This is a genomic window from Colwellia sp. MB3u-45, assembly GCF_014077005.1.
In the GTDB taxonomy this organism is placed as follows: domain Bacteria; phylum Pseudomonadota; class Gammaproteobacteria; order Enterobacterales; family Alteromonadaceae; genus Cognaticolwellia.
Map to the genome: position 1 here is coordinate 18,240 of NZ_JACGVC010000046.1, position 25,807 is coordinate 44,046.

The window sequence follows — 25,807 nt, forward strand, 5'->3', positions numbered from 1 at the left end:
ATATTAAGCTTACTTAAAGTATTTACTCGAAATGCTTTAATTATCGCTGATTTTGATAGTATGATGGAAAAATATCTAACAACCAATACAAGAAGTAGTGTCCATGAAAACTCGGGATAAAATAATTCAAGCCAGCATTGTCTTATTTAATGAACAAGGTGAGCGTAATGTTACCACCAATCACATTGCCGCTGATCTTGGTATTAGCCCTGGTAATCTGTATTACCACTTTCGCAATAAAGAAGACATTATACTTTCTATCTATGAAGAGTATGCGCGCAACCTTTTAATAGAAACCATGCCGGAAGTGAACCCTGATGTAAAACCACTTGATGCCATTATTTTGTATATGGATGTGGTGTTTCTGGCGATGATGAAGTTTCGTTTCTTTTATAGTAATTTACCGGTACTACTAGCAAAAAATCCTTTATTGCACGATAAATATGTTGAAGTACAAGGCTTTATTGCACAACGCGTAAGTGAATTGTTACTGTCGCTGCGTAACGCAAACATGATGGATTTTTTAGATGAAGACCTGCCTGACATTGTCAGTATTTTACGTTTAGTGAACACTTTTTGGCTCAGTTTTTATCAAACACAAAATAATGATAATGAAATGAACGACGCGGTATTCTATCAAGGGGTATTGAAAATATTAGTCATAATTCAGCCTTACATTAGCGATGAAGCTAAGGATGAATTTTTAGAAGCTCGTGCTATGTACCGTCAACGTTGCCAAGATAGCTTAAAGGTCGCTTAACTACTGCTAGAGCTTACTTAACTACTGTATCAGTAATGCATAAGCTCTGAATGACATTGAAAGTACTTACTCAAAGTACTTTCAGTTAGTAATAACTCAAACTACCAGCACACCTCGGCTATCGCCATAGCTTAACTTTTAAGACTGGTAGCCATTTAATAACGCTTGCCAATTTTTTTCGCACCATTGAAAATTCGTTATCTTGTTATTTTCTTTGCGAAACGATCTCAGTAATCTAGCCATATTTTCTGCTGGCCATTTAGTCTGCTGTTTGCGCTGTTCACCTTGGTCAAAATCGATTAACCAAACCTGATCTTTGTCATCAACTAAAATGTTATGAGCATTTAAGTCATGATGATAAATACCTTGCTGATGAAAAGCCTTTATTACCTTGCCTATTTGTTGCCAAAGCAAGTCATTGATTGCATGCTTACTGAGCAAGCCGACCAAATCACTGGCATTTTCAATCCGTGATGACAATAAATCAGCGCGATAAAACAAGCCATTTTTAATCACCCGAAAAGCAATAGGTTTTGGCGCGGGTAAGCCTAATGCCCGCATGGATTTGAGCAAGGAAAACTCGCGAGCCGCACGCGTATTTGCCATGCCGGTATATAAATATTGATCCTTAATGACTTTGCCAATTAAACCGCCACGATAGTAATGACGCAGCACCCAGTTTTGCACCGTACCCATAGTGTTTTCAGTGGCAATAAACCAAGTAGTGCCACGACCTTGAGCACTGCCCACGACACTATTTTTTGCTTGCCAATAATCACTATTAAGCATTTCAGGTATAAAAGTGCTAACTTCATCACTGTCGTATCGACAATAAACATGGCCTTGCTGAAAAATTTTTTCAAGACAAGGTTTTACAATTGCGGGCTGGTTCAAGATAATAGGCCTATATTATATTTCTGCTCCTATTGTGGTGAATCCTTTATGCTGGGTCAATTATCTGCTCCGAAAAATTTATGTTTATTGCGATTATCTGCCATTGGTGACGTATGTCATGCGGTGGCTATGGTACAAAATATTCAGCGACAATGGCCAGAAACCCAAATCACTTGGGTCATAGGCAAGATTGAAGCGAGCTTATTACAAGATATGGTTGGCGTTGAGTTTGTTATTTTTGATAAACGTGCCGGCCTAAAAGGCTATCGCGACTTAAGGCAAACCCTTAAAGGCCATAAATTTGATGTTTTGCTGCATATGCAAGTTGCACTGCGCGCTAGTATTGCCAGCCTATGTATTTCAGCCAAGGTCAAAATTGGCTTTGATCGCCAACGCGCAAAAGAAGGCCAATGGCTATTCACCAATAAAAAAATAGCGCCGCAAAATCAGCCTCATGTGCTAGACGGTTTTATGGGCTTTGCCAAAGCCCTAGGTTTGGAAGTTACGGCCCCCTTATGGCAAATGCCGTTAACAGATGACATTCAGTTATGGGCGAGTGAAAAGCTCAGTGCCGCGAATACTGCCGGCAAACCCATTGCCGTGATATGCCCTGCCGCCAGTAAAGCCGAACGTAATTGGCATACTGAAGGCTACTCGCAAATAGCCGAGCATTTAAGCCTTTGTGGTTTTAAAGTGGTGATATGTGGCGGCCCAACCACAATGGAAAAATTACTTGCCGAGGCGATCATTAGTCGCAGTAACTTTAGCCAGGGTGAAAATGAAATACAGAATTTGGTTGGTGAAACTAGCCTAAAACAGTTGTTAGCGGTATTAAAAATTGCTCACCTTGTGGTGGCACCCGATACTGGCCCAGCTCATATGGCGGTGACGGTTGAAACACCGGTGGTAGGTTTATATGCTCACAGTAATCCCAAACGCACAGGTCCTTACTTATATCCACAGTATGTTGTCAGTGCTTATGCTGCAGCAATAAAGTTACAATATAAACAAAGTGTTGAAGAAATACCTTGGGGTACCCGTGCTAAAGGTAAAGATTTAATGATGCAAATCAGCATTACTCAAGTAAAGAAAACCATTGATCGCCTTATTCATGATAACTATCCAGAGTTGCTCTAAGCCAGCATTTAGGTCTAGCTATGAAAAAATATGTTACCGGCTTTTTGTTCTCTCAAGACGCGAGTCATCTGGTGTTAATCCAGAAAAAAAATCCGCCATGGCAGTGTGGTTTATTTAATGGTGTTGGCGGAAAAATTGAAACTAATGAGTTATCAGTTGATGCCATGGTCAGAGAATTTATTGAGGAAACTGGCGTTCAAACCCACAAAGCCGATTGGACCTGTTATGCAAAAATATACCGGCCCCATTGCTATGATGTCGATGTTTATTTTGCACATTCTGATCTGGCTTTTAGTGCTAAAACCATTGAGCAAGAGCCAGTACATATTATTAAACTCACTGAATTGCCAAGCAATATTATTCCAAATTTACAGTGGTTGATTCCGTTAGCTTTAGATAAACAAGCAGATTTTTCAATACCTGTGTTATTACAGGAAGTAGCACAAGCGCGGACTAAAGCATAATGATTAATCAGTCCAGCTAGCCTGTTAGTCACCATGCTAAACCTATAACTAATAACCAAAAACTAATAACCAAGCACCAATAAAAACAAGAATATAGAGATGAAAAGTAGAAAGCTACACAAGATCATTGGCCTGACTTTAGTGTTACCTATGTTGGGTTGGACACTGACCGGATTAGTATTTTTTATTAAACCCGGCTATCAGGGCGCTTATGAACAATTGTCAGTAAAACATCACCCTTTGAGTCAAGGGTTGAACGTTACTCCAAAGAAAAACTGGCAGGAAGTAAGGTTAGTTAACACTATTTTAGGGGCTCATCTGTTGGTGAAATCTAGCCATAAAGTTGAGCATTTGGACCCAGTATCACTACTCGATAAACCAGCGCCAACAAACTTACAATTTAAAGCCCTGTTAAATGATGCCTTTAGCGACAATAAATCGCGTTATGGCGACATTGTACATGTTGATGGTTTATCAGCACAAACGAGTACAGGCGTGAAGGTAACGCTTGATTGGCATAGCTTGACATTAAGCCAAACGGGGCAAGACACCGAATTAATTAACTTACTGTACCAAGTACATTATTTGCAGTGGACACCGTTCAAGGGCATCAATCAAGTGTTAGGTATATTTGGCCTACTCTTGTTGATTTCGCTCACTGTTTTAGGGGTTAGGCTTTATATTAAGCCACGCTCTTAACCTAAATCTTAGCCTTAGCCTTAGCCTTAGCCTTAACGCTGAAGCTACTGAGATTAAGATTAACCCAAGCATTTATGATGTTAGTAAGGTTTGCAGTGCACTTAAAGACTGCGCCGTTGCGCCTTGGTTTGCCTGCACAACTTTATAGCTATTTCGGCCCAGTGTTTGTGCGCTAGTTTCGTCAACCAGCAAGCGCACAACTTCTTGTGCTAACGCTTGCGCCATCGCTTTATTTTCATTAATTTGCACTATGCCCTGAGCTGAAATTAGTTGCGCTAAAATCTCTTTAAAGTTACTCATATTTGGGCCAACAATGACTGGCTTTTGAAATAATGCCGGCTCTAATGGGTTATGACCACCTATATCACTAAAGCTGCCCCCCATGGTCACTACGTTAGCTAGTGCGCATACGGCGAGTAGTTCACCTAAGGTATCAATAACCCACACATGAGTATTGAGTGTTACCGGCTGTTTTTCGCTGCGTCTGAGCACTTGATTACCGGCGTCTGCTGCGAGTTTAACGACTTGTTCAAAGCGCTCAGGGTGTCGCGGCACAATAATCAGTAAGGCGTTACAGTCTTGCTGCTTTACTTGCTCAAAGGCCTTTAACGCCAGTATTTCGTCACCAGGATGTGTGCTGGCTATTAACCAAATTTTGCGCTGGTCTACCAATAAAGTGCTTAACGCTTGTTGTTTAGTCGCTACATCATGATTTAACGAAATATCAAATTTTAAGTTACCTGATAACGCGCACCTTGCCGTGCTTGCCCCCATGGCCAAATAGTTATCTTGGTTGACTTGGCTTTGAGTTAATATTTTGTCAAAACAGCGAATAGTTGGGGTGATCAACCAAGCAATTTTTTTATAGCTGCGCATCGATTTGTCGGATAATCGGCCGTTGACTAACATCAGTTTGATATCATGATTTGCGCACTGAGTGATTAAATTTGGCCATAATTCAGTTTCCATAAAAATCATCGCTTTGGGCTTTAAGCGTTTTAAAAATAAAGTGGTAGAAAAAATATTGTCTAGCGGCAAATAACAATGTTGCACTTTATCAGCAAATAATTTTTGCACTTGTGCTGAGCCTGTGGGGGTAAAAGTAGTGACTGTGATGGGCACTTGAGGGTAGTTGCTCAGCAGTTGGGAGATAAAAGGTTGTAAGGCGATAACCTCACCCACACTGGCAGCATGAACAATAATGCCGTTGGGCTGAAATTTTTTTGCCAGCATACCCAAACGTTCAGGTAAGCGTTGTCGATAAGCTTGATGACTTAGCGAGCGCAACAATAATACCAACAAAAGTGGTGGTGTTAAGATAAGAAATAATAATCGGTATAAAACTAAAGCGAGAGTAAAACGCACTTAACTAGCTCAAAAATCTAAAAATCAATGTTGCACAGTATACCTAGCGACTGCTGAACTTTCACTTTAATCTCAAGTATAAGCAGATATTAACGTTTAAAAATTGTATCAAGAATAATGGATGAATTAGTTCTGGCTACGCCTTCAAGTGAACAAACCATGTTGAGTACTTCATTTAGCTTCTCTAAGGTACTCGCTTGTATTGACACTAATAAATCGTATTCACCACTAATGGAATATATATGACTGATTTGGTGAACTTTTCGCAAGGCTAAGCAGATAGTTTTTCGCAAATTTGGGTTTACTTTTAATGACACATTAGAGGTAATTAATTGGCTGGTATATTCACGGCCTAAAACGACGCTATAGGCTTCGATAACATGATTATTTTCAAGCTTATTCAGTCGGTTTTGTATCGCTGTTCTTGAAACACCGGTTGCTCTGGCTATGTCAGACACACTGGCTCGGGCATTGAGCCGTAATATTGACAGTAGTTCTTCATCTTTTTCAGTTAACAATGGGCATTCCTAAAATGGCAAAAAGCAAGAAAACAGCCATAATATTACACTTTGACATAGTTATATGTCAATTTGACTATAAAAAAAGACAAATTATTAAGTAATGTCACTTTTTTATATTATGGTCTGGGCGGATAATAACGTTATTGAAAGACTTTTATTTTTTAAGGAATTAATGTGACCGATTCTGCTAGCACCAACAATTTTTATGCCCATTTAACCACGCAAATAAACCAAGTGAAAGAAGACGGTTTATATAAAGCTGAACGAGTAATAACGACGGCGCAACAACCACAAATGGCGGTTAACACCGGCGAAGCTGTCGTGAACTTTTGTGCTAACAACTATTTAGGCTTAGCTAATCACCCCGCATTAATTGCCGCCGCTAAACAAGGTTTAGATGAACACGGTTTTGGTATGGCTTCAGTGCGTTTTATTTGTGGCACACAAGACATTCATAAAACCTTAGAGCAAAAATTAAGTACCTTTTTAGGTATGGAAGATACTATTTTGTATTCTTCATGTTTTGACGCTAACGCCGGTTTGTTTGAAACCTTGTTAGGGCCTGAAGACGCGATTATTAGTGATTCACTTAACCATGCCTCGATTATTGACGGTGTACGTTTATGTAAAGCAAAACGCTTTCGTTATGCCAATAATGACGCCGCTGAACTTGAAGCGCGTTTAATTGAGGCTGATGCAGCCGGCGCCCGCTTTAAGCTAATTGCTACCGACGGGGTGTTTTCGATGGACGGCGTTATTGCCAATCTTAAAGCGGTTTGTGATTTAGCTGACAAATACAACGCCATGGTCATGGTTGATGACTCGCATGCAGTAGGTTTTGTTGGTGAACAAGGCCGTGGCAGCCATGAATACTGCGATGTTATGGGTCGTGTTGATATTATTACCGGTACTTTAGGTAAAGCCATGGGTGGCGCATCAGGTGGCTATACTGCGGCGAAAAAAGAAGTGGTTGAATGGTTACGTCAACGTTCACGCCCCTACTTATTTTCTAACTCATTAGCTCCTGCGATTGTTAATGCCTCAATTACTGTGATTGATTTATTAGCCGAAGGTGGCGAATTACGCAAAACATTAAAAGACAACGCCGCCTATTTTAGAAGCCAAATGGAAGCAGCCGGTTTTACCTGTGCCGGTGCTGATCACGCTATTATTCCGGTTATGCTGGGTGATGCCAAAGTAGCTAGCGCTATGGCTGATCGATTATTAGCTGAAGGCATTTATGTCATTGGCTTCTCGTTCCCTGTCGTCCCTAAAGGCCAAGCGCGTATTCGTACACAAATTTCTGCGGCTCATACCAGAGCTGAATTAGATAAAGCCATTGAAGCCTTTGTGCGCATTGGTAAAGAAATGCAAGTGATTGAGGGTTAAACATGAAGTCATTAGCGAAATTAAAATCTGAACCTGGTATTTGGATGACAGAGTCTCCTATGCCAGAAGTGGGCCATAACGATCTGCTGATCAAAATTAAAAAAACTGCGATTTGCGGTACCGACATTCATATTTATAACTGGGATGAATGGGCACAAAAAACGATTCCTGTCCCTATGGTTGTTGGCCATGAATATGCCGGTGAAGTGGTTGGCATGGGTCAAGAAGTACGTGGCTTTGCCGTAGGTGACCGCGTTTCTGGTGAAGGCCATATCACTTGTGGTCATTGTCGCAACTGCCGCGCAGGTCGCACACACTTATGTCGCAATACTGTGGGTGTCGGCGTCAATCGTTCAGGTTCTTTTGCTGAATATTTAGTGCTGCCCGCCTTTAACGCCTTTAAATTACCTGATGAAATTTCAGATGACTTAGCGGCTATTTTTGACCCCTTTGGTAATGCGGTGCATACCGCACTGTCGTTTGATTTAGTGGGCGAAGATGTTTTAATCACAGGTGCTGGCCCTATTGGTATTATGGCAGCAGCGGTGGCAAAACATGTCGGTGCGCGTCATGTAGTGATCACAGACGTAAATGAATACCGTTTAGACTTAGCGCGTAAAATGGGTGCTTCTCGTGCGGTTAATGTCACTAAAGAAAAGCTGACTGATGTGATGAACGATTTAGGTATGACTGAAGGCTTTGACGTGGGTATGGAAATGTCAGGGGTACCGATGGCGTTCATCGATATGTTAGACAACATGAATAATGGTGGTAAAATTGCTATGTTAGGTATTCCTGGACAGGATATGGCGATTGACTGGAGTCAGGTTATTTTTAAAGGCTTAACCATCAAAGGCATTTATGGTCGTGAGATGTTTGAAACTTGGTATAAAATGGCCAGTTTAATTCAATCAGGCCTAGATTTATCACCAATGATCACCCATCACTTTAATATTGATGATTTTCAGCAAGGTTTTGATATCATGCGTTCAGGGCAATCAGGTAAAGTAATTTTAAACTGGGAAAAATAATGGCAAGTAGCGAAGAAGTTTTTAAACATATGCAAATCAGTGAACTGCATCAAACGTTAGCAAGTGATACGCATGTGGTGGTGGATATTCGTGATCACGCTTCGTTTCAATCTGGGCATATCCCTAATGCTATACATTTAAGTAATGACAGTTTAGCTGAATTTTTGCGTACTGCTGATTTTGACGCCCCCGTCGTGGTGTGTTGTTATCACGGTATTTCAAGTCAACAAGCGGCGCAGTTTTTGATCAGCCAAGACTTTACCGAGGTTTATTCTTTGGATGGCGGTTTTACTGATTGGCAGTTACAACATCCGGATGCTGTTGCTCGCTAATGTTGCAACAAGAACTACGGCCCCTGGTAAAAGTAACACAACACAATATTGCCTTACTGTTTTGCAACTACCTGAACACAGTTGATGTTCAGGCGCAGGTGCAAAATGAAGAGGCAGGTTTTGTTATCTACTGCCAAGCTGATAAATATGATTTTGCTCAACAAGAGTTTGAGCAATTTATCGCTGAGCCTTACCAAGCTAAATATCAGCAAGCCGCTTGGCAAAATAGTCATGTGACAGAGGTTAACTCAAGTTCTCCAGCCTTATTGAGCAGTTTTAAAACTCAGTTTTTTGCTCATGCGGGTATAGTAACCTCAGTGGTTTTCAGCTTATGTTGGTTGGTTTTTCTTGCCAGTAATTTTGGCTGGGGCAATACAATATTTCATTATCTACAATTCTATCCACAATTAAGCTTTGATGCGGTATTACAAGCACCTCATCGGTTAATTGGGCCCGCTTTTTTTCACTTCTCATGGTTGCATCTTATTTTTAATACTATGTGGTGGTGGCAATTGGGTGGCTCGGTTGAGCAAGTGATGGGAAAAGCTAGCTTAGTCAAGTTACTGATTATTTCTGCGCTGGTGTCTAATGTTGGGCAATTTTTTGTTGATGGCCCCAACTTTGGTGGTTTATCGGGCGTAGTATATGCATTGGTTGGCTATGTATGGTGGCTGGGTTGGTTGCAGCCAGAAAAAGGGCTATCACTGCCTAAAGCCATTATTGGCTTTATGCTGTTTTGGTTATTATTAGGTTATACCAGCTTAATGCCGATTAATGTCGCGAACACCGCACATTTATTAGGTTTGCTCAGTGGTTGTCTACTGGCTTATCTTCACGTTTTACAAGATAAAAAACACACTAGCTGATATGAATAATACCTGCTGCATTCATTAGTTGATTGGCTTTATATAGGAAAAATCGCGAAAGGTAAGGTATTTATTTAATCACTCGTGTGAGTAGTGATTCAATAAATATCCAAGTAGTCGCTTGTTTTAATCCATAGCTGACAAAGTGAGTGACATAGGTGTGCATGTGCTTTCATCAAACACTCTGAGCATTCATGATGGGTAGTTGGTTTAGTAGCCTTTAGTTATCTAGCCATTGAGTGAATAACAACTTTTTAATTAATGGCTTACCTGTTTCTTCTGCTAATAATTGTTTAACTTTCTCTTCACACAAAAGCTGTATTTCATTGCGGCCATTGATTGATTTTATTTGTGACTCGGGTTGTTGACCAATAATATTAATAATGGCATCACGCAGCAAGGGTGCATGATGCTCAACAATCGTATAATTTACCGAGTCTTCAATCATCAACTCTACCGTTAGGCGAACATAGCCCATTTTTTTCTTAACGGCCACGTAATTAGTTACTATCGAAGGTTCGAAGCCAAAGTAAGCATAATCAGCCGCTTTGGCAAAAGACGAACTAAGCAGTACTAAGATTAAAACAATGGATGTTTTCATACACTAAAACTCAAATTGGTTAATAAATTTACTGTTTATAGTCAAACAGTAAATAGGTTGATTGCGATTAAATGATAACCTGAATTTTGATCATACGTTGAGTTATTTAGCGATTTTTTTATCTGACGCTTATCTGACTGATATCTAGCTAATATCAAACTAATACCTAACTAATACCTAATTAATATCAAACTAATGCCTAATAAATACCTAATAAATAATACTGGCCTAAAATCGCTAATATCTACGGGCGTCAGTAAGTAGGGTAAGTAAGCGTTATGCAATAGAGGGAGTACGCTGTATTTTTGCCATGCTAAACGCTATCATACGTCGTTTTTCGTTAAATAGTTTTCAAGTATGACAACAGAGCATTCATTATTTCCTGTGCAAATGGTCGCAAACTGGCAGCCACCAGAAAACTTTACGCTGCCTAATAGCTTACGCGATTGGTTACTCGATCCTAGTTCATTAACCGCACGACTGAAATCCCATGGTCAACCATTTCGTGTCGAAGTACTAGGCCAATGCATACAAGTCTGTGATGCGGTTGAAGCCAATGATGATATTAGCGCGGGCGAGCCAGTATTGGTACGCGAAGTATTATTGTATTGTGACGATATTCCCCAAGTATTCGCCAGAAGTTTATTGCCTTTAAGCTCTTTAACCGGCGCTCAGCAAGAGTTAGCGCATTTGGGTACGCAGTCTTTAGGGCAGGTATTGTTTAACCATCCCGATTTACGGCGCAAAAAAATTGAAGTGGCGGTGTTTGACCAAGACTCTAGTGTCGCTAATCTCGCCAATTATTTAGCCTTAAAAAACACCCCACAAGCCCTTTGGGGCCGTCGTTCGGTTTTTGTACTTGATGATAAACCCTTAATGGTGGCAGAAATATTTTTACCTAATGCCATTGCCTATCAAAAATAAAAGAGTATTACTTTGAGTAATTTGAAGAAAAAACTAAGTGCTATCACACAAATTACCCGTATGGATAAGCCCATTGGCACTTACTTGTTGCTTTGGCCAACTTACTGGGCCTTGTGGATTGCCTCTGATGGTTGGCCGTCATTACATATGATAGTGGTGTTTAGCCTAGGTGTTTTTTTAATGCGCAGCGCCGGTTGTATTATTAATGATTATGCCGACCAAAAAATTGATGGTGCCGTTAAACGTACGCAAAATCGGCCCTTAGTCACTGGCGCTTTGTCGAGTAATGAAGCCTTGCAGTTGTTTGCCACCTTCATTTTACTGGCTTTTGCCTTGGTGCTAACCTTAAGTAATTACACCATTATGCTCTCTGTTGTGGCAGTTATATTAGCGGCCAGTTATCCGTTTATGAAACGTATAACTCATTTTCCACAGCTAGTATTAGGCGCCGCGTTTAGTTGGGGCATGATTATGGCTTTTGCCCAAGAGCAAGGTCAAATACCGGTTACCGCTTGGCTTTTATTTACCGCCAACGTTTTATGGACTACCGCATACGACACCATGTACGCTATGGTCGATCGTGATGATGATTTAAGAATAGGCGTAAAATCAACAGCGATCGTCTTTGCTGATCGTGATAAACGTATTATCTTATTTTTACAATTAATGACCTTAGGCTTATTATTTACTGTTGGTGATATTTTAGCCTTTGGTTGGCCTTTTCAGTTGTCGTTAGTGATTTCTGCAGGCTTTTTCTGCTATCAACAAATTTTAATTGCTGGCCGTGATCGTGACCGTTGCTTTCAAGCCTTTTTAAATAATCATTATGTCGGTTTAATTGTCTTTATTGGTGTAATGGTGGAGTATTTATAAGATTGTTAAGTAGCTTTGCCTGTGCTCGCTATACCCTACATCCTGTTATGCGCCGCTCCTGTACATAAAAAAGTCCTAGCGTTATCAAAACGCTAGGACTTTTTTAATCATTAATCACTTTACACTCAAAGCGGTTGTCACTATTACCTTAAGGTAAGTAGCTACTGCCCATTAAGTAAGTGTCTACTTCACGAGCGCAACGACGACCTTCATCAATAGCCCAAACAATTAAACTTTGACCACGGCGACCATCACCGGCAGCGAACACGCCTGGCTTGCTAGTAGCAAATTTATCGTATTCTGCCGCTATGTTAGAGCGATTGTCTTGCTCAAGGCCGAACTGCTCAATCAAGCCACCTTCAGGGCCCATGAAGCCCATGGCGATGAGTACGATGTCAGCCGGAATAACTTTTTCACTGCCCGCAACTTCTTGTGGGAACATTTGGCCCTTGTCATTGCGCTGCCAAGTTATATGAACCGTATGTACCGCTTTAACATTACCTTGGTCGTCACTTTCAATTTTTTTAGTCATCACTAAATATTGACGAGGGTCTTGACCTTGAACGGCAATTGCTTCTTTTTGACCATAATCAACCAGCAAACGTTTTGGCCATTCTGGCCAAGGATTTTCTGCACTACGTTGCCCTGGAGGACATGGCATAATTTCTAGTTGAATAGCGTTTTGGCATTGATGACGTAATGAGGTGCCAATACAATCCGTACCGGTATCACCACCACCAATAACCACCACATTTTTGCCTTGAGCATTAATGTACTGACCATCTTTATGTTCACTGTCGAGTAAGCTTTTAGTATTAGCTTTCAAGAAGTCCATGGCAAAATGAACACCCTTAAGTTCACGACCTTCAACCGGCAAATCGCGCGGTACGGTTGCGCCAACACATAGCACAACAGAGTCAAAATCGCTTTCAAGTTGTGCTGCACTAATGTCTTTACCCACTTCGGTATTAGTGACAAACACTATGCCTTCTTCGGCTAAAATATCAACACGACGTTGCACGAGTTCTTTTTGCAACTTCATATTGGGGATGCCGTACATCAGCAAACCACCAATACGATCAGCGCGCTCATAGACAGTAACCATATGACCCGCTTTATTCAGCTGCGCCGCCGCAGCAAGGCCAGCAGGGCCTGAGCCAATAACAGCAACATTTTTACCGGTACGCGCTGATGGCGGCTGGGCAACGACCCAACCTTCTTTAAAGGCATGATCAATAATTTCTTTTTCATGCAGCTTAATCGCTACTGGGTCAGCATTGATCCCCAGTACACAAGCACCCTCACAAGGTGCAGGACATACTCGGCCAGTAAACTCAGGGAAGTTATTAGTTTTATGCAATAAATCGATGGCGTCTTTCCAACGTCCTCGGTAAATTAAGTCATTCCATTCAGGAATAATGTTGTTAACCGGACAACCCGCGACGACCGGAGCAAACTCTGATTTCGCTGACTGACAAAATGGCACACCACAATCCATACAACGAGAAGCTTGCTGCTCAACATCAGCCAGTGGTATTTCTTCATAGACTTCAAGCCAATCAATTAAACGTTCGCTTGGATCGCGTTCAGTTGGCAAGGCACGACCTACGTTGATAAATCCTGTTGGATTTCCCATAATATATTCTCCTTGGCAGCTTAAGCTTTTGCGCTAGCTATGTTGTTTAAATGGATATCGAATGCTTGAACGGCTACGTCATATTCTGACTCGAACTTACCGCTTTCACGTACGTCATTCATGTAGCCTTGCATACGCTTGTAATCAACTGGCATAACTTTCACGAAACGCTTAACGTTGTTGTTCCAATCGCTCAATAATTCACTGGCAACATCTGAGCCAGTAGCGTCAAAATGCTGAGTAATTAAGGCTTTTAATTCGAGACTTTCAGCCTCGGTATCAACCGTTTCTAATGCCACCATTTCCATGTTGCATTTAGGGGCAAAGTCATTGTTCTTATCAAGTACATAAGCGATACCACCCGACATACCCGCCGCAAAGTTACGACCCGTTGTGCCTAAAATAACGGCTTTACCGCCCGTCATGTATTCACAACCGTGATCACCAACACCTTCAACAACCGCGGTAGCGCCTGAGTTACGCACACAGAAACGTTCGCCAGCAATACCGCGTATAAAAGCAGTACCTGAGGTTGCACCAAAAAAGGCCACGTTACCAATTAGGATGTTTTCACTGGCTGAAAATTTGGCTTGTTTGCTTGGGTATACCACCAGGTTTGCACCAGAAAGTCCTTTACCAAAGTAATCATTGGCATCGCCTTCCAGTTCAAAATGCAGGCCTTTAGCTGAGAAACAACCAAAACTTTGACCCGCTGAACCGTTGAACTTCACCTTAATGGTGTTTTCTGGTAAACCTTCAGCATGATATTTTTTAGAGATTTCATTAGAAATCATCGCGCCAATCGTTCTATCGGTATTGATAACATCATATTCAAGAGAAACGCTTTTCTGACTATCAAGCGCGGCTTGCGCATCTTTTATCATCTTGCGATCAATAATATCGTCAATCAGATGTTTCTGATTAATGGATTGATAAAGTGTTTCGTTCTCTTCGCACTCTACTTTGTGCAATAACGGCGTTAAATCAACACCTTTGTATTTCCAATGGTCAACATTTTCAAGTTGCTTAAGACACTGAGTCTGACCAACCATTTCCTCAATACTTCTAAAACCTAACTCAGCCATGATTTCACGTAAGCCTTCCGCCATCATGGTAAAGAAATTCACTAAAATGTCAGCACGACCGGTAAAGCGCTCTCGCAGGCCTGGATCTTGTGTTGCTATGCCAACAGGACAAGTATTTAAATGACACTTGCGCATCATAATACAACCTTCAACCACCAGTGCTGCCGTTGCCATGCCATACTCTTCTGCGCCAAGCAAGGTTGCAATCGCTAAATCGCGTGGTGTTTTAAGTTGACCATCTGTTTGTACGGTAATTCGGCTACGCAGTTTATTACGTACCAAGGTTTGATGGGTTTCAGCCAAACCAAGTTCCCACGGCAAGCCGGTATGTTTAATTGAACTCAGTGGTGAAGCACCGGTGCCGCCATCGTGACCGGCAATCAGTACCACATCAGCATAAGCTTTGGCCACACCTGATGCGACCGTACCCACACCGGCTTCAGAGACTAATTTAACGTTAACACGGGCATCGCGGTTAGCATTTTTAAGATCGAATATAAGCTGTGATAAATCTTCAATAGAATATATATCATGATGTGGTGGTGGTGAAATCAAGCCAACACCTGGTGTTGAACCACGTGTTTTACCAATCCAAGCATCCACTTTATCACCCGGTAACTGACCACCCTCACCCGGTTTAGCGCCCTGCGCCATTTTAATTTGTAACTCGTCAGCATTAGCCAAATAATGACTGGTCACGCCGAAACGACCCGAAGCAACTTGCTTGATGCGCGAATTCATTGAGTCGCCATTTTCTAACGGCGTAAAACGAATGGGGTCTTCACCACCTTCACCGCTGTTGCTCTTACCACCAATGCGGTTCATTGCAATAGCTAGCGTAGTATGTGCTTCCCACGAGATTGAACCAAATGACATGGCACCTGAGGCAAAACGTTTGAAAATGTTGCCAACCGGTTCAACTTCACTTAAGGGAATTGAAGCGCGATCACTACTAAATTCAAGTAAACCACGTAAAGTAAAGGCTTCTTTACTCTGATCATCAACTGTTTTTGCGTACTGCTTAAATTGATTAGTATCGTTACTGGCTGTTGAATGCTGTAGTAAACGAATAACCGTTGGGCTAAATAGATGACGTTCGCCATCATGACGCCACGAGTATTCACCACCGGTTGGCAATAAGTTTTCAATAGCAATACGGCTCGCTTCAGGGAAACCTTCACGATGACGTAATAGCGCTTCTTGAGCAATTTGATCTAGGCTTAAGCCTTCGATTCGACTGACAGTCCCAGTAAAATACTTATCAACAACTTCAGCGTTAATACCCAAGGCTTCAAAAACTTGCGCGCCTAAATACGACTGTAATGTTGAAATACCCATCTTAGAGAAGGTTTTCAATAAACCACTACCAACGGCTTTAGTATATTTGTCGGTAATTTGCGCGTTTGATAATTGACTATCAAGTACGCCTTCATCACGTAAACCATACATACTTTCTAGTGCTAAGTAGGGGTTTACCGCTGCTGCGCCATAACCAATAACGGTGGCAAAATGGTGCGTCTCGCGAATATCAGCAGATTCAAGAATAATATCAGCGTAAGAGCGTAAATTTTCACGAATTAAATAATGATGCACAGCCGCGGTTGCTAATACCGATGGAATAGCGACATGATCACTGTCAACTTCACGGTCACTTAAGATTAATATGGCATAGCCATCTTCAACCGCATTTTTGGCGTATAAACAAACCCGGTCCAGTGCATTTTTAAGCGCGCCAGCTTTGCCACTCGCTTTAAAAGTAATACTAATAGTTTTTGATTGCAGATGATCATTATCAATATGCTGTAACTTTCGTAATTGCTCGTTGGTCAGTACCGGTTGCTCAATTTCAACTTTATGACAATGCGCGGCGGTTTCTTCTAGTAAGTTGAGTGACTTACCGATATAGCCACGCAATGACATCACTAACTCTTCACGAATCGGATCTATAGGTGGGTTAGTCACCTGAGCAAACAACTGCTTAAAATAATGTGATAATTGCTGTGGACGATGTGACAATACGGCTAATGGCGTATCTGTGCCCATCGCGCCTAATGGCTCTTTCGACGTGCCCACCATACCGGCCAGTATTAAGTTAAGATCTTCACTGGTATAACCAAAGGCTTTTTGTATTTTGCGCAATTCTGCTAATGGCGGCTGTGCAATAGAAGCCGGTGATACAGGGAGTTGGTCTAACTCAATTTTATTTTCTGCTATCCACTGACCATAAGGCTGTGCCGAGCTAACTTCTTGCTTTACTTCGTCATCACTGATGATGCGACCTTGCTTTAAGTCCGCAATGAATATTTTACCCGGTTGCAAACGACCTTTTTCAACCACGGTGGATTGATCAACACACAAGGTACCCGTTTCAGAGCCCATGATTAAGGTGCCATCGTCAGTTAACAAGTAACGCGAAGGACGTAAACCGTTACGATCTAGCGTGGCGCCAATAACATTGCCATCGGTAAACGATAACGAGGCTGGGCCATCCCACGGCTCCATAATACAAGCATAATACTCATAAAATGCGCGTTTGGTCGCATCCATATCTGTTTGAGTTTGCCATGCTTCTGGCACCATCATCATCATGACTTGCGCTAGCGAACGTCCACTTAACACCAATAACTCAATGGCCATATCAAGGTTGGCAGAATCAGAGTTATCGTTATTACAAACTGGATTCAACATGTTTAATTCAGCAGGGCTAAAATTAACTGAACTAAACAATGCTTCACGGGCATTCATCCAGTTAATGTTACCGCGTACGGTATTAATTTCACCATTATGGGCGATATAACGAAACGGTTGCGCACGACGCCAAGCAGGAAAAGTGTTGGTTGAGAAACGTGAGTGGAACATCGCCATACCAGAGATAGTTCGCTCGTCTTGCAGATCAAGATAATATTGGCGAACTTGCTGCGTGGTAAACTGGCCTTTATAGACAATTTTAGTTGACGACATTGACGTAACATAAAACTCGTCACGTTCTTCGGCAATAGTGGCATTAATTTTATGCGAGGTGTATTTGCGCAAAACAAACAACTTACGCTCAAATTCTTGTGCTGTTAGTTTTTCTGGCTTGGCAATAAACACTTGTTCTATGTTCGGCTCGCTGTCAAGTGCCGCAGCGCCTAACATAGAGTTGTCACCTGGGACATCACGATAACCTATCAAGGTTAAGCCCAAGTCAGTAATATTTTGGTTTAATATGCTTTTACACGCGTCACTTTGCGCTTTTGAGCGCGGAAAGAAAATCATGCCGACGCCGTAATCTCCAGCATCGGGTAAGGTAAAACCTAAGCTTGCAACTTCTGCGCTTAAAAAATCATGAGGTATTTGAATAAGAATACCGGCACCGTCACCGCTTTTCACGTCAAAACCTGTACCACCACGATGTTCCATGCAACTCAACATGGTGAGTGCATTGTCAATAATATCGTGAGATTTTTTACCCTTTAGGTTGGCAACAAAGCCAATGCCACAACTGTCATGTTCAAACTCGGCACGATAAAGGCCTTGGGGTTTTTTACTCATATCATTCATTGCTCATTCCTATTTCATCAAGCGATTGCTATTAGCTAAATTGTCTTTGCTAATTAAGTCATCTATTTTTAATGCTCAAAGTGTGCGCTACTGGTCCTTCAGAATATTACTTTGAATTTCTTGAACATCTATCGCGAAACTTCTACTGAGTTTTTATGAGACGATATGTCATTAATGAAAATCATTATTTAAAGCGGCCGGGAAAATTATATGTAAAATGGCTCTGAGTCAACTCTAATGTGAATTTATATTCTAATTATTTGCATATAAATAGTGCTAAATTGATATTAAAAACTATTTATATTTACCCTCCAAGTCTTTAAATTTAGTTTTATCACGGCACGTTAGCTAATTTATTTTTTTATAAGACACTCTTTATACTGCATATATAGTTGAAAATTAGCTTTACGGCAAAGAAAACCATTATATTTTTACAAGGGGGTTTTTCATTCTCAATCGTCTCACTTTAAGGCATTGCCTACTAATATAATTTAGGGGTAATAAGAGTAACGCTCAGCCAGATAAATCATATTTTGGCTACATTTTAGTCTTTGCAAGTTGTGGCTATGAGACCGACTTTAACATTTTTGAGTGTTTTTTACTCATCACCCCGATATATAGCTTAGTTTTGATCGGTTATAAGCACTAAAAAGTTAGCTGTTTAAAATAAACATATGACACTTAGGCACAAAAAATCAACTCTAGGATAAATTTATCCTGGCTAGATTTGCCAAAATTAACGCTAAGGTCGATATTAATAGCCAACCTTATCTCAGTAAGGCAAGGGTAATAGCGAGGAAGTTCAATATAAACTTTTTCATGCCCAGTGCAGCAGTGCAAAAAATCCAATAAATGATTGCATGCAAGCAAGGGCTAGAACTCAATCAGCTTAATGCTAATAGCCAGCTTATATAAAGTAGCGACAGCTAATGGTAGATGGTCAGCTTTGGCTACTAGAGTAAAACATCATCAAGAAAGGTTTTTAAATAGAACTACGCAGGCTAGCAATCCATGTGAGGGTGAAATAGTCGCCTTAAGTGCTCATGTTTAGCGCATGGCAAAGCCACAGCCAAAAAAGCAGACACCAGATGCTTCTTCACAGTCAAGGCCATTAAAACGATTACAAGCGACAACACACCGCCTATTGGGGTATGCCATCAACTAGAACATCGATTGCATTAGCGCCTTTAGCCGTGAGCCTAAAACAGCAACAGCAGCGTCACTTCCAGCTTGCTCGGTTAATGAGACCTCTCAGCTTGCGGCTTTGCCACGTTATGAGTCAGACGTTTAAGCCCTTTTCAAACATTATCCACCCGCATTATGAGCTACTTGCTGTTAACACAACGAACGGTCGTAAAAAGCAATATAGCCGCTAGTACTAGCAAATAGTACTAGCAAATAGTACTAGCGGACGATACTTTGTAGAACCTCGATATCAACTAAATTACTCACTGAGCTTTTTAATAAGCCTAGCGTGCTGCTATCAACTAATTTATCGTCGTCATCTAACACGATATAGCCTTGATTTTTCATCGCGGTAATTAATGTTGCTTGCGCTTTTTTATCAATAAATTCAGGCGCATTAATATTGTTTAATACGGATAGGCGTTGAGCAATAGCCACCACTCTTTCATTTAACTCAAGCTTTTTAATCGGTGCTAATTGACTCAGTAGTGAGGTAATAATGGCAACACGTTGCATAGTTTCATTAACACATTCTGCGATTAAACGTATTGTGGCCCGATTTTCATCGCCACTGCTTAATGACCAAACACCGGCTTTGCTTTGTTTTGCAATGCCCTCTTGTGCCAAAAACTGACAAACCGCTTGTACTTGTTGCGCAACGTCATCGGCTGATTGCCATAAAAATAAATCTGTTTTTAATAATTCTATTAAACGCTGAACTTGGCCCAGTAAACTGTCTTGACTAATTTTTGCATTGCGCTCAAGTAAACGACAAACCAGTGATGGCAATATAAAGGTGTGCAAAATATTGTTGCGATAGTAACGCAGCTCCAAGATTGCACTGTCAGTTAAAGAAATAATCTCACCAAAACTGTCTTGGTTTACCGTCACTTTATTGAGCAAAATTACGTGCTCTAACAATGCTGCACCGCTGTCATCTGGTATGGTTAATTCAACATGGTATGGTGCAAAACGTTGCATGGCGATGAAAAAATCAAGTTGACTGATTAACTCAGCTTTAGATAAGGCTTTATTTTCTGTTGCATGTAAAATCAGTGATACTAAAGCAACACCATTTAACGCCGCGCATTGGTTGATTGAGGTCATAACTTGCTGTGCTAGCAAGTTAACACTGGGGTTTAGCCATTTAGGTTTTTGTGGGTCAATAGGATCAATGGCTTGTTTCCAGTCAGGTACCTGGTTATTTAGAAACTGATTAACATTAATCGGCTCACCAAAGTTAACGTAACCTTTACCATAGTTACGCAAATTTCGTATCGCTTTAATCACGCCAAATATCGACTCACCCTTCTTTTGGCTACCACTCAATTCTTTATGATAAGTGCCCACTTCCATCACGTGTTCATAGCCAAGATAAACCGGCACTAAGGTTAATGGTCGGTCAATACCGCGCAGCATACTTTGAATGGTCATGGCGAGCATACCGGTTTTTGGTGACAGTAATCGACCGGTTCGGCTACGTCCACCTTCAGAATAATATTTAACTGGGTAGCCACGTTCAAAAAGTAAACCTAAATATTCACGAAAAATAGTGGAATAAAGGCGATTACCCTTAAAGCTACGACGAATAAAAAAGGCGCCAGCCTTTCTAAAAATAGGCCCTGCTGGCCAAAAATTTAAATTAATACCCGCAGCGATGCGGGGTGTAACTAAGCCTTGTTGAAAAATTACATAAGTGAGTAGCAAATAATCCATATGGCTGCGATGACACGGCACGTAGATAATTTCATGCCCTTCTTGCGCTAAGTTGCGTAAGCGCTCAGCTTTATTAACCTCGATACCGCTATACAGGCGATTCCATAACCAACCCAGAATGCGTTCGCCAAAACGTACCGTCACATCGCGATAATCACCGGCAATTTCATCCATTATGGCTAATGCCTGCTTTTTAGCTTGTGCTTCAGTGATGTTTTTATTTTTTGCTTCTTCACTGATCACGCGTTTTATCGCAGGATTGACGATTAAGTTAGCAAACATTTGTTGACGATGCATCAGTCTGGGCCCTGTGGCCGCAATAATTTGTCGATGAAAGTGAAAACGTGCAATACGCATTAATTTTCGCGCACTGACTTCATCACTACCGTGCTTATCGGCCATGTGGCGAAATGAAATAGCGGCACTAAAGCGCACCAAGGTATGACGGCCTAAAAATAAAACAATGAAAAATTTGCGTAACCAGTTTGGAGATTCTTGATCGGCTAACAGCGTACCCACATTAGTATTGTTTTTTTCTTTCGTTGGAGTACGTCCCCAAATGACATTGGCTGGAATAAGTAGCGCGTCTAGTTTTTCATTATTAGCGTGAGCATTAAGCAATTCAAACCCTTGCGCTATTGCCGTAGTTTTTGTTGATTGGCGCCAATAAAATAATGCCGTGGGTTTTTCCAAAAACAGTAAACGTGACAAAATTTGACCATCAACATTCACTGGCGCTAATGGGTCAGGCAGATTGGCTTTTTTACAAGCGGTACGTAACGATAAAACATCGCTAGCCGATTGATGACGTAGCACATAAAAAACCGGTTGCTCTGTGGTTAATTGACCTAAATTAATTATTTCATCGGCAACCACTTTGCAATGCACGAATAACTTTATTGGTAAACGTAGTAATAAATAAAATAATTTACGAATGGCTAACATATTGTTTACTCTGCTTTATTTGATCGTTTATTATAACACTTAGCTTAAAAGTTGTCTCTTATACTAAGACTAAATTTTGGCTTGCGATGCTCGTTCTTAGCAGCTAATAATTAACTGTTAAAAGTGTTCAAACCAAGTACCATAATGAAATATAACGAATTTATTGAAATTAAGTCAAAATATAGCTTCATTTAGCAAAGAGGATTTTTATGCAAAATAGCGACCAATTACCAAAAATTGCCATATTTGTTGATGTACAAAATATTTATTACACCACACGAGATACTTTTCAACAGCAATTTAATTATCGCGCGTTTTGGCAAGAAATCAGCCAACAAGGTGATATTGTCTTGGCAAATGCTTATGCAATACAACGCAGTGACGACCAACAGCATAAATTTCAAAAAGCCTTAAAACATATTGGCTTTGATGTAAAACTCAAACCTTTTATTCAGCGTCGCGACGGCTCTGCAAAAGGTGATTGGGATGTCGGCATCGCCATTGACGTGATGGAGGCAGCAGCCGAAGTTGATATCGTTATATTACTTTCAGGTGATGGTGATTTTGATTTGTTGCTGAAAAAGATCATGTTACGCGACGGCGTAAAAACCCATGTTTATGGCGTCACAGCGCTAACCGCACAGTCATTAATTAATGCGTCGAGCGAATTTTTCCCTATTGATCGCAAGCTATTGTTGTAGTTAATGTTATGGGTAGCCAACTTGGCAATATTAAGTGTATGCTAAGAGAGCAATTACACAGAGTGCAAATAAATACTCTTCAATGCCGCGTAAGTTAAGTGCCAACTTTAGCTAAATTCTCAATTCAGGGTTGAGCTGAGAAAGACACTGGCCGGTCGATTTAAAAATAATAATACCAAAGGAACAAGTATGTCAGTAGAAGCATTACATAAAGTGATTTTATACCCCTTTATCAACGAGTCACTTGCCAGTTTAAAAGCGATGACAAATCTTATTGGCGAGGCTGGTGAGGCTTTTGTCGACAGCGTTGATGATTTTCGTTTTAAAGGTTACGCGGTATGTTCTGAAGTCACTGGTGGCTTAGATGGGGTTATCATGATGCACCATTATCCAGAAACGGCTATCGCGATAGGTAACTCAGTTTGTGAACATATGTTTGAAGAAAAATATCAATATACTGAAATTAATGAAGAGTTAAGTCATGCCTTAGCCGAATGGGGTAATACTATTGTGGGTCGCTCAACCGACTTACATGGCCGTTATAGCTTAGATTATAAGTTTTCTAGTCCGTACTTTGTTCACAATGTAAATGACATGGAAAAATACTTAGCGGGTGTTACCGAGGTTATAACCGTGCCGATCACTATCGAAGGTGTTGGTCGTTATTATTTTAACCTCTTGATCCGCAATGTTGAATATCAAACTATAGGTATTAAACGAGAAGCCAGTACCGGTATTAGTAATCCTCACACCCAAACATTACCGCTAGACAGTAAAATACTTTTAGTTGATGACAGTGGCATGATCCGTAAAGCACTAAGACGTTATTTATTACAGCTTGGTTATAGCAACATTATTGAAGCTGAAGATGGTTCGGTTGCCGTTACTATGGTGCAGGATCACAAGCCTGACTTTCTATTTCTAGATGTTGTTATGGGGCAAATGAATGGTGACCTAGCATTAGCAAAAATAAGAGCTGATGGCAGTAACGTTCCTGTGGTTATGTTATCTTCAATAACAGACCAAGTGTTGATTAAACGTTGTGAAAGCGAAGGTATCTCTGGCTTTATTTTTAAACCAATCAACGCTGATAATGGTGCAGAAATTATTAAGCAATACTTAAAAATAGCTTAACTAGCGCCCCGTTGATAATAATGTCCACTGGTTTATCAACAACGTTTTGAACGTCATAGGTTACAAATAACATGACTAATTCACGGTTACTTTTTTAATTGTAAGCTAATACTGTTAATAGAAAGAGCACGCTACTTTGCGCTTGTGGTGTCTTTTTCTAGCATCACGCCAATAACATTTAGATGAGGATGGCAAATTATTTTTCCATCCTTCTCGTGCAATTTTAATTTTTTAAAAATCAGAGTACAGAGACAAAATTCTTTAGTAGAGATAGTAGAGAGTTTGTTTATCACCACCTACCAAACTACTAGCTAAAGATATCAATTGGTATTGGTCGTAGTTGCTTGCTACTTATTATCTTTTCTTTGCTCGCGTATTAATTTTAGCATGAAATTTAACTCACTCGGAGACGGAGTATTCATCGCGCTCTATCAAAGTAAATATAACCCAAGTAAAAGTTTTTACAGCCACCTTCATTAATAAGCACGCTGTTGGCAAGTATGAGTCAAATTAAACACTTTATAAAAGTGCATTCAAACTCGTTGCGAAGTTAGCCATTCCACAGTTCCAACTCAATCCTTATTCATACAAACCGACCGCATAATCATTTGTGATACAGCCCATTACAAATACTGTATTGACGGATTTTAGGTTGCTAAAAGTACAAATACACGCAAGTGTAGGTGTACCTTTTCATCGGTGCCGCAACCCGTTACAGTAATAAATCGATCCTAGCGATAAACATAATAACTAGGGGTACTGCTTACTCCTATCACAATAAAATACCTGTCAGTATCACTACTACGCCTAAGTATGCTTGTTACCTAGATATATTTCACAGCATTGCCCCGCGCAACTTCCCAGTGCAGTTGCCTGCGTTATTTTTCCTGCGACATAATTTGTCGTGCCATCTTGTTAATCTATGAACTCAAATGGTTTTATACTTGGTTGTTAGTCTAGAGCATGGTGCTTAAAAGGTAATTATTATGAAAAATGATACAGAAAGGCTTGCCGCAATAACCAAAGCAGCACAAGCGTTCTTTGTTAATGACAATAAAGCCGCTAAGCGTTGGTTAAATTATCCAGTTCGCGGCCTTGATAACAAGCGGCCTATCGATATGATTAATACCGACGAAAATGCTAGCATTGTCTTAAATTTAATTAGTTGCTTAGACCATGGGATGTTTGTCTGAGGGAGTTAAAATGAACACTGAAATCGATATTGAAACGTTAAAAAAGAACCCTGAGATCTATCGGGACACTGTTCAGTTGGTGAAGCGTCCTGATGGTCTATTCTGCAAACACCCATCAGACTTTTTTAATCGTAATTACTTGAAGCACGTTAGCTCTATGACAAACGAAGAGGTTGCTGAGAATTTAGGGATTACACCTAAGCACTTATCTAACTTCCTTAATGAAAAAGTAAATATTGATCCCCACTTTGCCGTTAGATTAGCAAGAGCTACAGGCTTCTGTGTGGGAACTTGGTTAGAAGCACAGCGTAAGTTCGATACTTACCACTCAGCTAAATAACAAGCACAAAAAAGGTCAGCTATCATGGCTAACCTGTTCGCCTCTTTGGGAAAGTGCTCAAGGCCAATTAGAATCGTTGTCGTCATACCTTGTGATGGCAGGAACAAGCACATCAAGCAATGCCCAGTTTTTATCGCTTGTTACATCATCGTCGGTCAGTATATCAATGATCTTTATGACTTCGTCGTATTGCTCCCTAGAGGTTATGCCGTCCACGGGATGAAACCGTAATTCAGCTTGTAGCTCCTGGCCTAAACGCATTATTTTTTCAGTGTTCATAGTGCCCCCTGCTTAGACAATTCTATTTCTAACCGTTCCATTGCAATAACTTTGTTAGCGTATTGAGACTTTTCCTTGAGGGACGAAACCGTTATACCTGTTGCTCTATGCGTGATTTCAACACCAGTCTCAACACTTCCAACATGCGAGTGTTCACCTTTACAAATGCTAATATCTAAATCACTCTCACTCAT

General features: G+C 40.7%; 23 protein-coding genes. 14 read left to right on the plus strand and 9 right to left on the minus strand.

Annotation, left to right across the window (positions count from 1 at the left end; translation table 11 throughout):
* The first annotated feature begins 103 nt into the window (after positions 1–103).
* The gene (locus H4J41_RS08880; protein ID WP_182135772.1) at positions 104–760 is read left to right on the plus strand and encodes a TetR/AcrR family transcriptional regulator; all 657 of its coding nucleotides are present in this window, start codon (positions 104–106) and stop codon (positions 758–760) included.
* Between the two features lie 138 nt (positions 761–898).
* Here the strand turns inward: H4J41_RS08880 and H4J41_RS08885 are convergent, their stop codons facing one another.
* Positions 899–1,654 (minus strand): 3-deoxy-D-manno-octulosonic acid kinase, encoded by a 756-nt coding sequence (locus tag H4J41_RS08885; protein ID WP_220460821.1) that lies wholly within the window; start codon positions 1,652–1,654, stop codon positions 899–901.
* Positions 1,655–1,702: 48 nt separating this feature from the next.
* Between H4J41_RS08885 and H4J41_RS08890 the strand changes: the two genes are divergently transcribed.
* The 3 genes from H4J41_RS08890 (at position 1,703) to H4J41_RS08900 (ending at position 3,954) form a co-directional block, all read left to right on the plus strand.
* Positions 1,703–2,791: a glycosyltransferase family 9 protein gene (locus tag H4J41_RS08890; protein ID WP_182135773.1), complete on the plus strand. Its 1,089-nt coding sequence runs from the start codon at positions 1,703–1,705 to the stop codon at positions 2,789–2,791.
* A 20-nt stretch (positions 2,792–2,811) separates the two neighbouring features.
* Entirely contained in the window at positions 2,812–3,255 is a 444-nt protein-coding gene (locus H4J41_RS08895) for an NUDIX domain-containing protein (RefSeq protein WP_182135774.1), read from the plus strand.
* A gap of 93 nt (positions 3,256–3,348) precedes the next feature.
* The gene (locus tag H4J41_RS08900) at positions 3,349–3,954 is read left to right on the plus strand and encodes a PepSY domain-containing protein (protein WP_310649788.1); all 606 of its coding nucleotides are present in this window, start codon (positions 3,349–3,351) and stop codon (positions 3,952–3,954) included.
* 72 nt (positions 3,955–4,026) lie between these two features.
* Here the strand turns inward: H4J41_RS08900 and waaA are convergent, their stop codons facing one another.
* Positions 4,027–5,319 carry a lipid IV(A) 3-deoxy-D-manno-octulosonic acid transferase gene (gene waaA / locus H4J41_RS08905; protein WP_182135776.1) on the minus strand — a complete coding sequence of 431 codons (1,293 nt, stop codon included), beginning with the start codon at positions 5,317–5,319 and terminating at the stop codon, positions 4,027–4,029.
* A gap of 89 nt (positions 5,320–5,408) precedes the next feature.
* Positions 5,409–5,837, minus strand: a complete 429-nt coding sequence (locus H4J41_RS08910) for an Lrp/AsnC family transcriptional regulator (protein ID WP_182135777.1) — start codon at positions 5,835–5,837, stop codon at positions 5,409–5,411.
* A 177-nt stretch (positions 5,838–6,014) separates the two neighbouring features.
* Between H4J41_RS08910 and H4J41_RS08915 the strand changes: the two genes are divergently transcribed.
* Genes H4J41_RS08915 through glpG form a run of 4 tightly spaced genes read left to right on the plus strand, consistent with a single transcriptional unit; the run spans position 6,015 to position 9,458 of the window.
* On the plus strand, positions 6,015–7,229 hold the full coding sequence (locus H4J41_RS08915) for a glycine C-acetyltransferase (protein WP_182135778.1): 1,215 nt from the start codon (positions 6,015–6,017) through the stop codon (positions 7,227–7,229).
* A gap of 2 nt (positions 7,230–7,231) precedes the next feature.
* On the plus strand, positions 7,232–8,260 hold the full coding sequence (gene tdh, locus H4J41_RS08920; RefSeq protein ID WP_182135779.1) for an L-threonine 3-dehydrogenase: 1,029 nt from the start codon (positions 7,232–7,234) through the stop codon (positions 8,258–8,260).
* Positions 8,260–8,592, plus strand: a complete 333-nt coding sequence (gene glpE / locus H4J41_RS08925; RefSeq protein WP_182135780.1) for a thiosulfate sulfurtransferase GlpE — start codon at positions 8,260–8,262, stop codon at positions 8,590–8,592. Before tdh ends, glpE begins: the two co-directional genes overlap by 1 nt.
* A complete protein-coding gene (gene glpG / locus H4J41_RS08930; RefSeq protein ID WP_182135781.1) occupies positions 8,592–9,458 on the plus strand; it encodes a rhomboid family intramembrane serine protease GlpG in 867 nt (288 codons plus the stop codon). Before glpE ends, glpG begins: the two co-directional genes overlap by 1 nt.
* A gap of 220 nt (positions 9,459–9,678) precedes the next feature.
* On the opposite strand, the gene H4J41_RS08935 is transcribed toward glpG, so the two are convergent.
* Positions 9,679–10,059 carry a flagellar basal body-associated protein FliL gene (locus H4J41_RS08935; protein WP_182135782.1) on the minus strand — a complete coding sequence of 127 codons (381 nt, stop codon included), beginning with the start codon at positions 10,057–10,059 and terminating at the stop codon, positions 9,679–9,681.
* Positions 10,060–10,416: 357 nt separating this feature from the next.
* Here H4J41_RS08935 and H4J41_RS08940 point away from each other — a divergent pair, with 357 nt between their 5' ends.
* Positions 10,417–10,983 carry a chorismate lyase gene (locus H4J41_RS08940; protein ID WP_182135783.1) on the plus strand — a complete coding sequence of 189 codons (567 nt, stop codon included), beginning with the start codon at positions 10,417–10,419 and terminating at the stop codon, positions 10,981–10,983.
* Between the two features lie 12 nt (positions 10,984–10,995).
* On the plus strand, positions 10,996–11,856 hold the full coding sequence (gene ubiA, locus H4J41_RS08945; RefSeq protein WP_259363137.1) for a 4-hydroxybenzoate octaprenyltransferase: 861 nt from the start codon (positions 10,996–10,998) through the stop codon (positions 11,854–11,856).
* 148 nt (positions 11,857–12,004) lie between these two features.
* On the opposite strand, the gene H4J41_RS08950 is transcribed toward ubiA, so the two are convergent.
* The 3 genes from H4J41_RS08950 to plsB all read right to left on the minus strand — a co-directional run bounded on the left by H4J41_RS08950 (position 12,005) and on the right by plsB (position 21,966).
* Complete coding sequence (locus H4J41_RS08950; protein ID WP_182135784.1) at positions 12,005–13,492, minus strand: glutamate synthase subunit beta; 1,488 nt, start codon at positions 13,490–13,492, stop codon at positions 12,005–12,007.
* 20 nt (positions 13,493–13,512) lie between these two features.
* Complete coding sequence (gene gltB / locus H4J41_RS08955; RefSeq protein ID WP_182135785.1) at positions 13,513–18,120, minus strand: glutamate synthase large subunit; 4,608 nt, start codon at positions 18,118–18,120, stop codon at positions 13,513–13,515.
* A 1,404-nt stretch (positions 18,121–19,524) separates the two neighbouring features.
* Positions 19,525–21,966, minus strand: coding sequence for a glycerol-3-phosphate 1-O-acyltransferase PlsB (plsB, locus tag H4J41_RS08960; protein ID WP_182135786.1), 2,442 nt, complete (start codon positions 21,964–21,966; stop codon positions 19,525–19,527).
* Positions 21,967–22,175: 209 nt separating this feature from the next.
* Between plsB and H4J41_RS08965 the strand changes: the two genes are divergently transcribed.
* From H4J41_RS08965 to H4J41_RS08980, 4 genes are all read left to right on the plus strand, one after another.
* Positions 22,176–22,667, plus strand: a complete 492-nt coding sequence (locus H4J41_RS08965) for an NYN domain-containing protein (RefSeq protein WP_182135787.1) — start codon at positions 22,176–22,178, stop codon at positions 22,665–22,667.
* A gap of 189 nt (positions 22,668–22,856) precedes the next feature.
* Positions 22,857–23,801 (plus strand): response regulator, encoded by a 945-nt coding sequence (locus H4J41_RS08970; RefSeq protein WP_182135788.1) that lies wholly within the window; start codon positions 22,857–22,859, stop codon positions 23,799–23,801.
* A gap of 986 nt (positions 23,802–24,787) precedes the next feature.
* Positions 24,788–24,994: an antitoxin Xre/MbcA/ParS toxin-binding domain-containing protein gene (locus H4J41_RS08975; RefSeq protein ID WP_182135789.1), complete on the plus strand. Its 207-nt coding sequence runs from the start codon at positions 24,788–24,790 to the stop codon at positions 24,992–24,994.
* A 10-nt stretch (positions 24,995–25,004) separates the two neighbouring features.
* Entirely contained in the window at positions 25,005–25,334 is a 330-nt protein-coding gene (locus tag H4J41_RS08980) for a helix-turn-helix domain-containing protein (RefSeq protein WP_182135790.1), read from the plus strand.
* A gap of 57 nt (positions 25,335–25,391) precedes the next feature.
* Here H4J41_RS08980 and H4J41_RS08985 read toward each other — a convergent pair whose 3' ends face one another.
* On the minus strand, positions 25,392–25,613 hold the full coding sequence (locus H4J41_RS08985) for a hypothetical protein (RefSeq protein ID WP_182135791.1): 222 nt from the start codon (positions 25,611–25,613) through the stop codon (positions 25,392–25,394).
* A complete protein-coding gene (locus H4J41_RS08990) occupies positions 25,610–25,807 on the minus strand; it encodes a peptide chain release factor-like protein (protein ID WP_182135792.1) in 198 nt (65 codons plus the stop codon). Before H4J41_RS08990 ends, H4J41_RS08985 begins: the two co-directional genes overlap by 4 nt.

Bases quoted from the DNA above. Each gene is read 5' to 3' on its own strand.
- H4J41_RS08880 (WP_182135772.1), top strand. From the start codon at position 104: ATGAAAACTCGGGATAAAATAATTCAAGCCAGCATTGTCTTATTTAAT.
- H4J41_RS08890 (WP_182135773.1), top strand. From the start codon at position 1,703: ATGCTGGGTCAATTATCTGCTCCGAAAAATTTATGTTTATTGCGATTA.
- H4J41_RS08895 (WP_182135774.1), top strand. From the start codon at position 2,812: ATGAAAAAATATGTTACCGGCTTTTTGTTCTCTCAAGACGCGAGTCAT.
- tdh (WP_182135779.1), top strand. From the start codon at position 7,232: ATGAAGTCATTAGCGAAATTAAAATCTGAACCTGGTATTTGGATGACA.
- glpE (WP_182135780.1), top strand. From the start codon at position 8,260: ATGGCAAGTAGCGAAGAAGTTTTTAAACATATGCAAATCAGTGAACTG.
- glpG (WP_182135781.1), top strand. From the start codon at position 8,592: ATGTTGCAACAAGAACTACGGCCCCTGGTAAAAGTAACACAACACAAT.
- H4J41_RS08935 (WP_182135782.1), bottom strand. From the start codon at position 10,059: ATGAAAACATCCATTGTTTTAATCTTAGTACTGCTTAGTTCGTCTTTT.
- H4J41_RS08940 (WP_182135783.1), top strand. From the start codon at position 10,417: ATGACAACAGAGCATTCATTATTTCCTGTGCAAATGGTCGCAAACTGG.
- H4J41_RS08950 (WP_182135784.1), bottom strand. From the start codon at position 13,492: ATGGGAAATCCAACAGGATTTATCAACGTAGGTCGTGCCTTGCCAACT.
- gltB (WP_182135785.1), bottom strand. From the start codon at position 18,120: ATGAATGATATGAGTAAAAAACCCCAAGGCCTTTATCGTGCCGAGTTT.
- plsB (WP_182135786.1), bottom strand. From the start codon at position 21,966: ATGTTAGCCATTCGTAAATTATTTTATTTATTACTACGTTTACCAATA.
- H4J41_RS08965 (WP_182135787.1), top strand. From the start codon at position 22,176: ATGCAAAATAGCGACCAATTACCAAAAATTGCCATATTTGTTGATGTA.
- H4J41_RS08970 (WP_182135788.1), top strand. From the start codon at position 22,857: ATGTCAGTAGAAGCATTACATAAAGTGATTTTATACCCCTTTATCAAC.
- H4J41_RS08975 (WP_182135789.1), top strand. From the start codon at position 24,788: ATGAAAAATGATACAGAAAGGCTTGCCGCAATAACCAAAGCAGCACAA.
- H4J41_RS08980 (WP_182135790.1), top strand. From the start codon at position 25,005: ATGAACACTGAAATCGATATTGAAACGTTAAAAAAGAACCCTGAGATC.
- H4J41_RS08985 (WP_182135791.1), bottom strand. From the start codon at position 25,613: ATGAACACTGAAAAAATAATGCGTTTAGGCCAGGAGCTACAAGCTGAA.
- H4J41_RS08990 (WP_182135792.1), bottom strand. From the start codon at position 25,807: ATGAGTGAGAGTGATTTAGATATTAGCATTTGTAAAGGTGAACACTCG.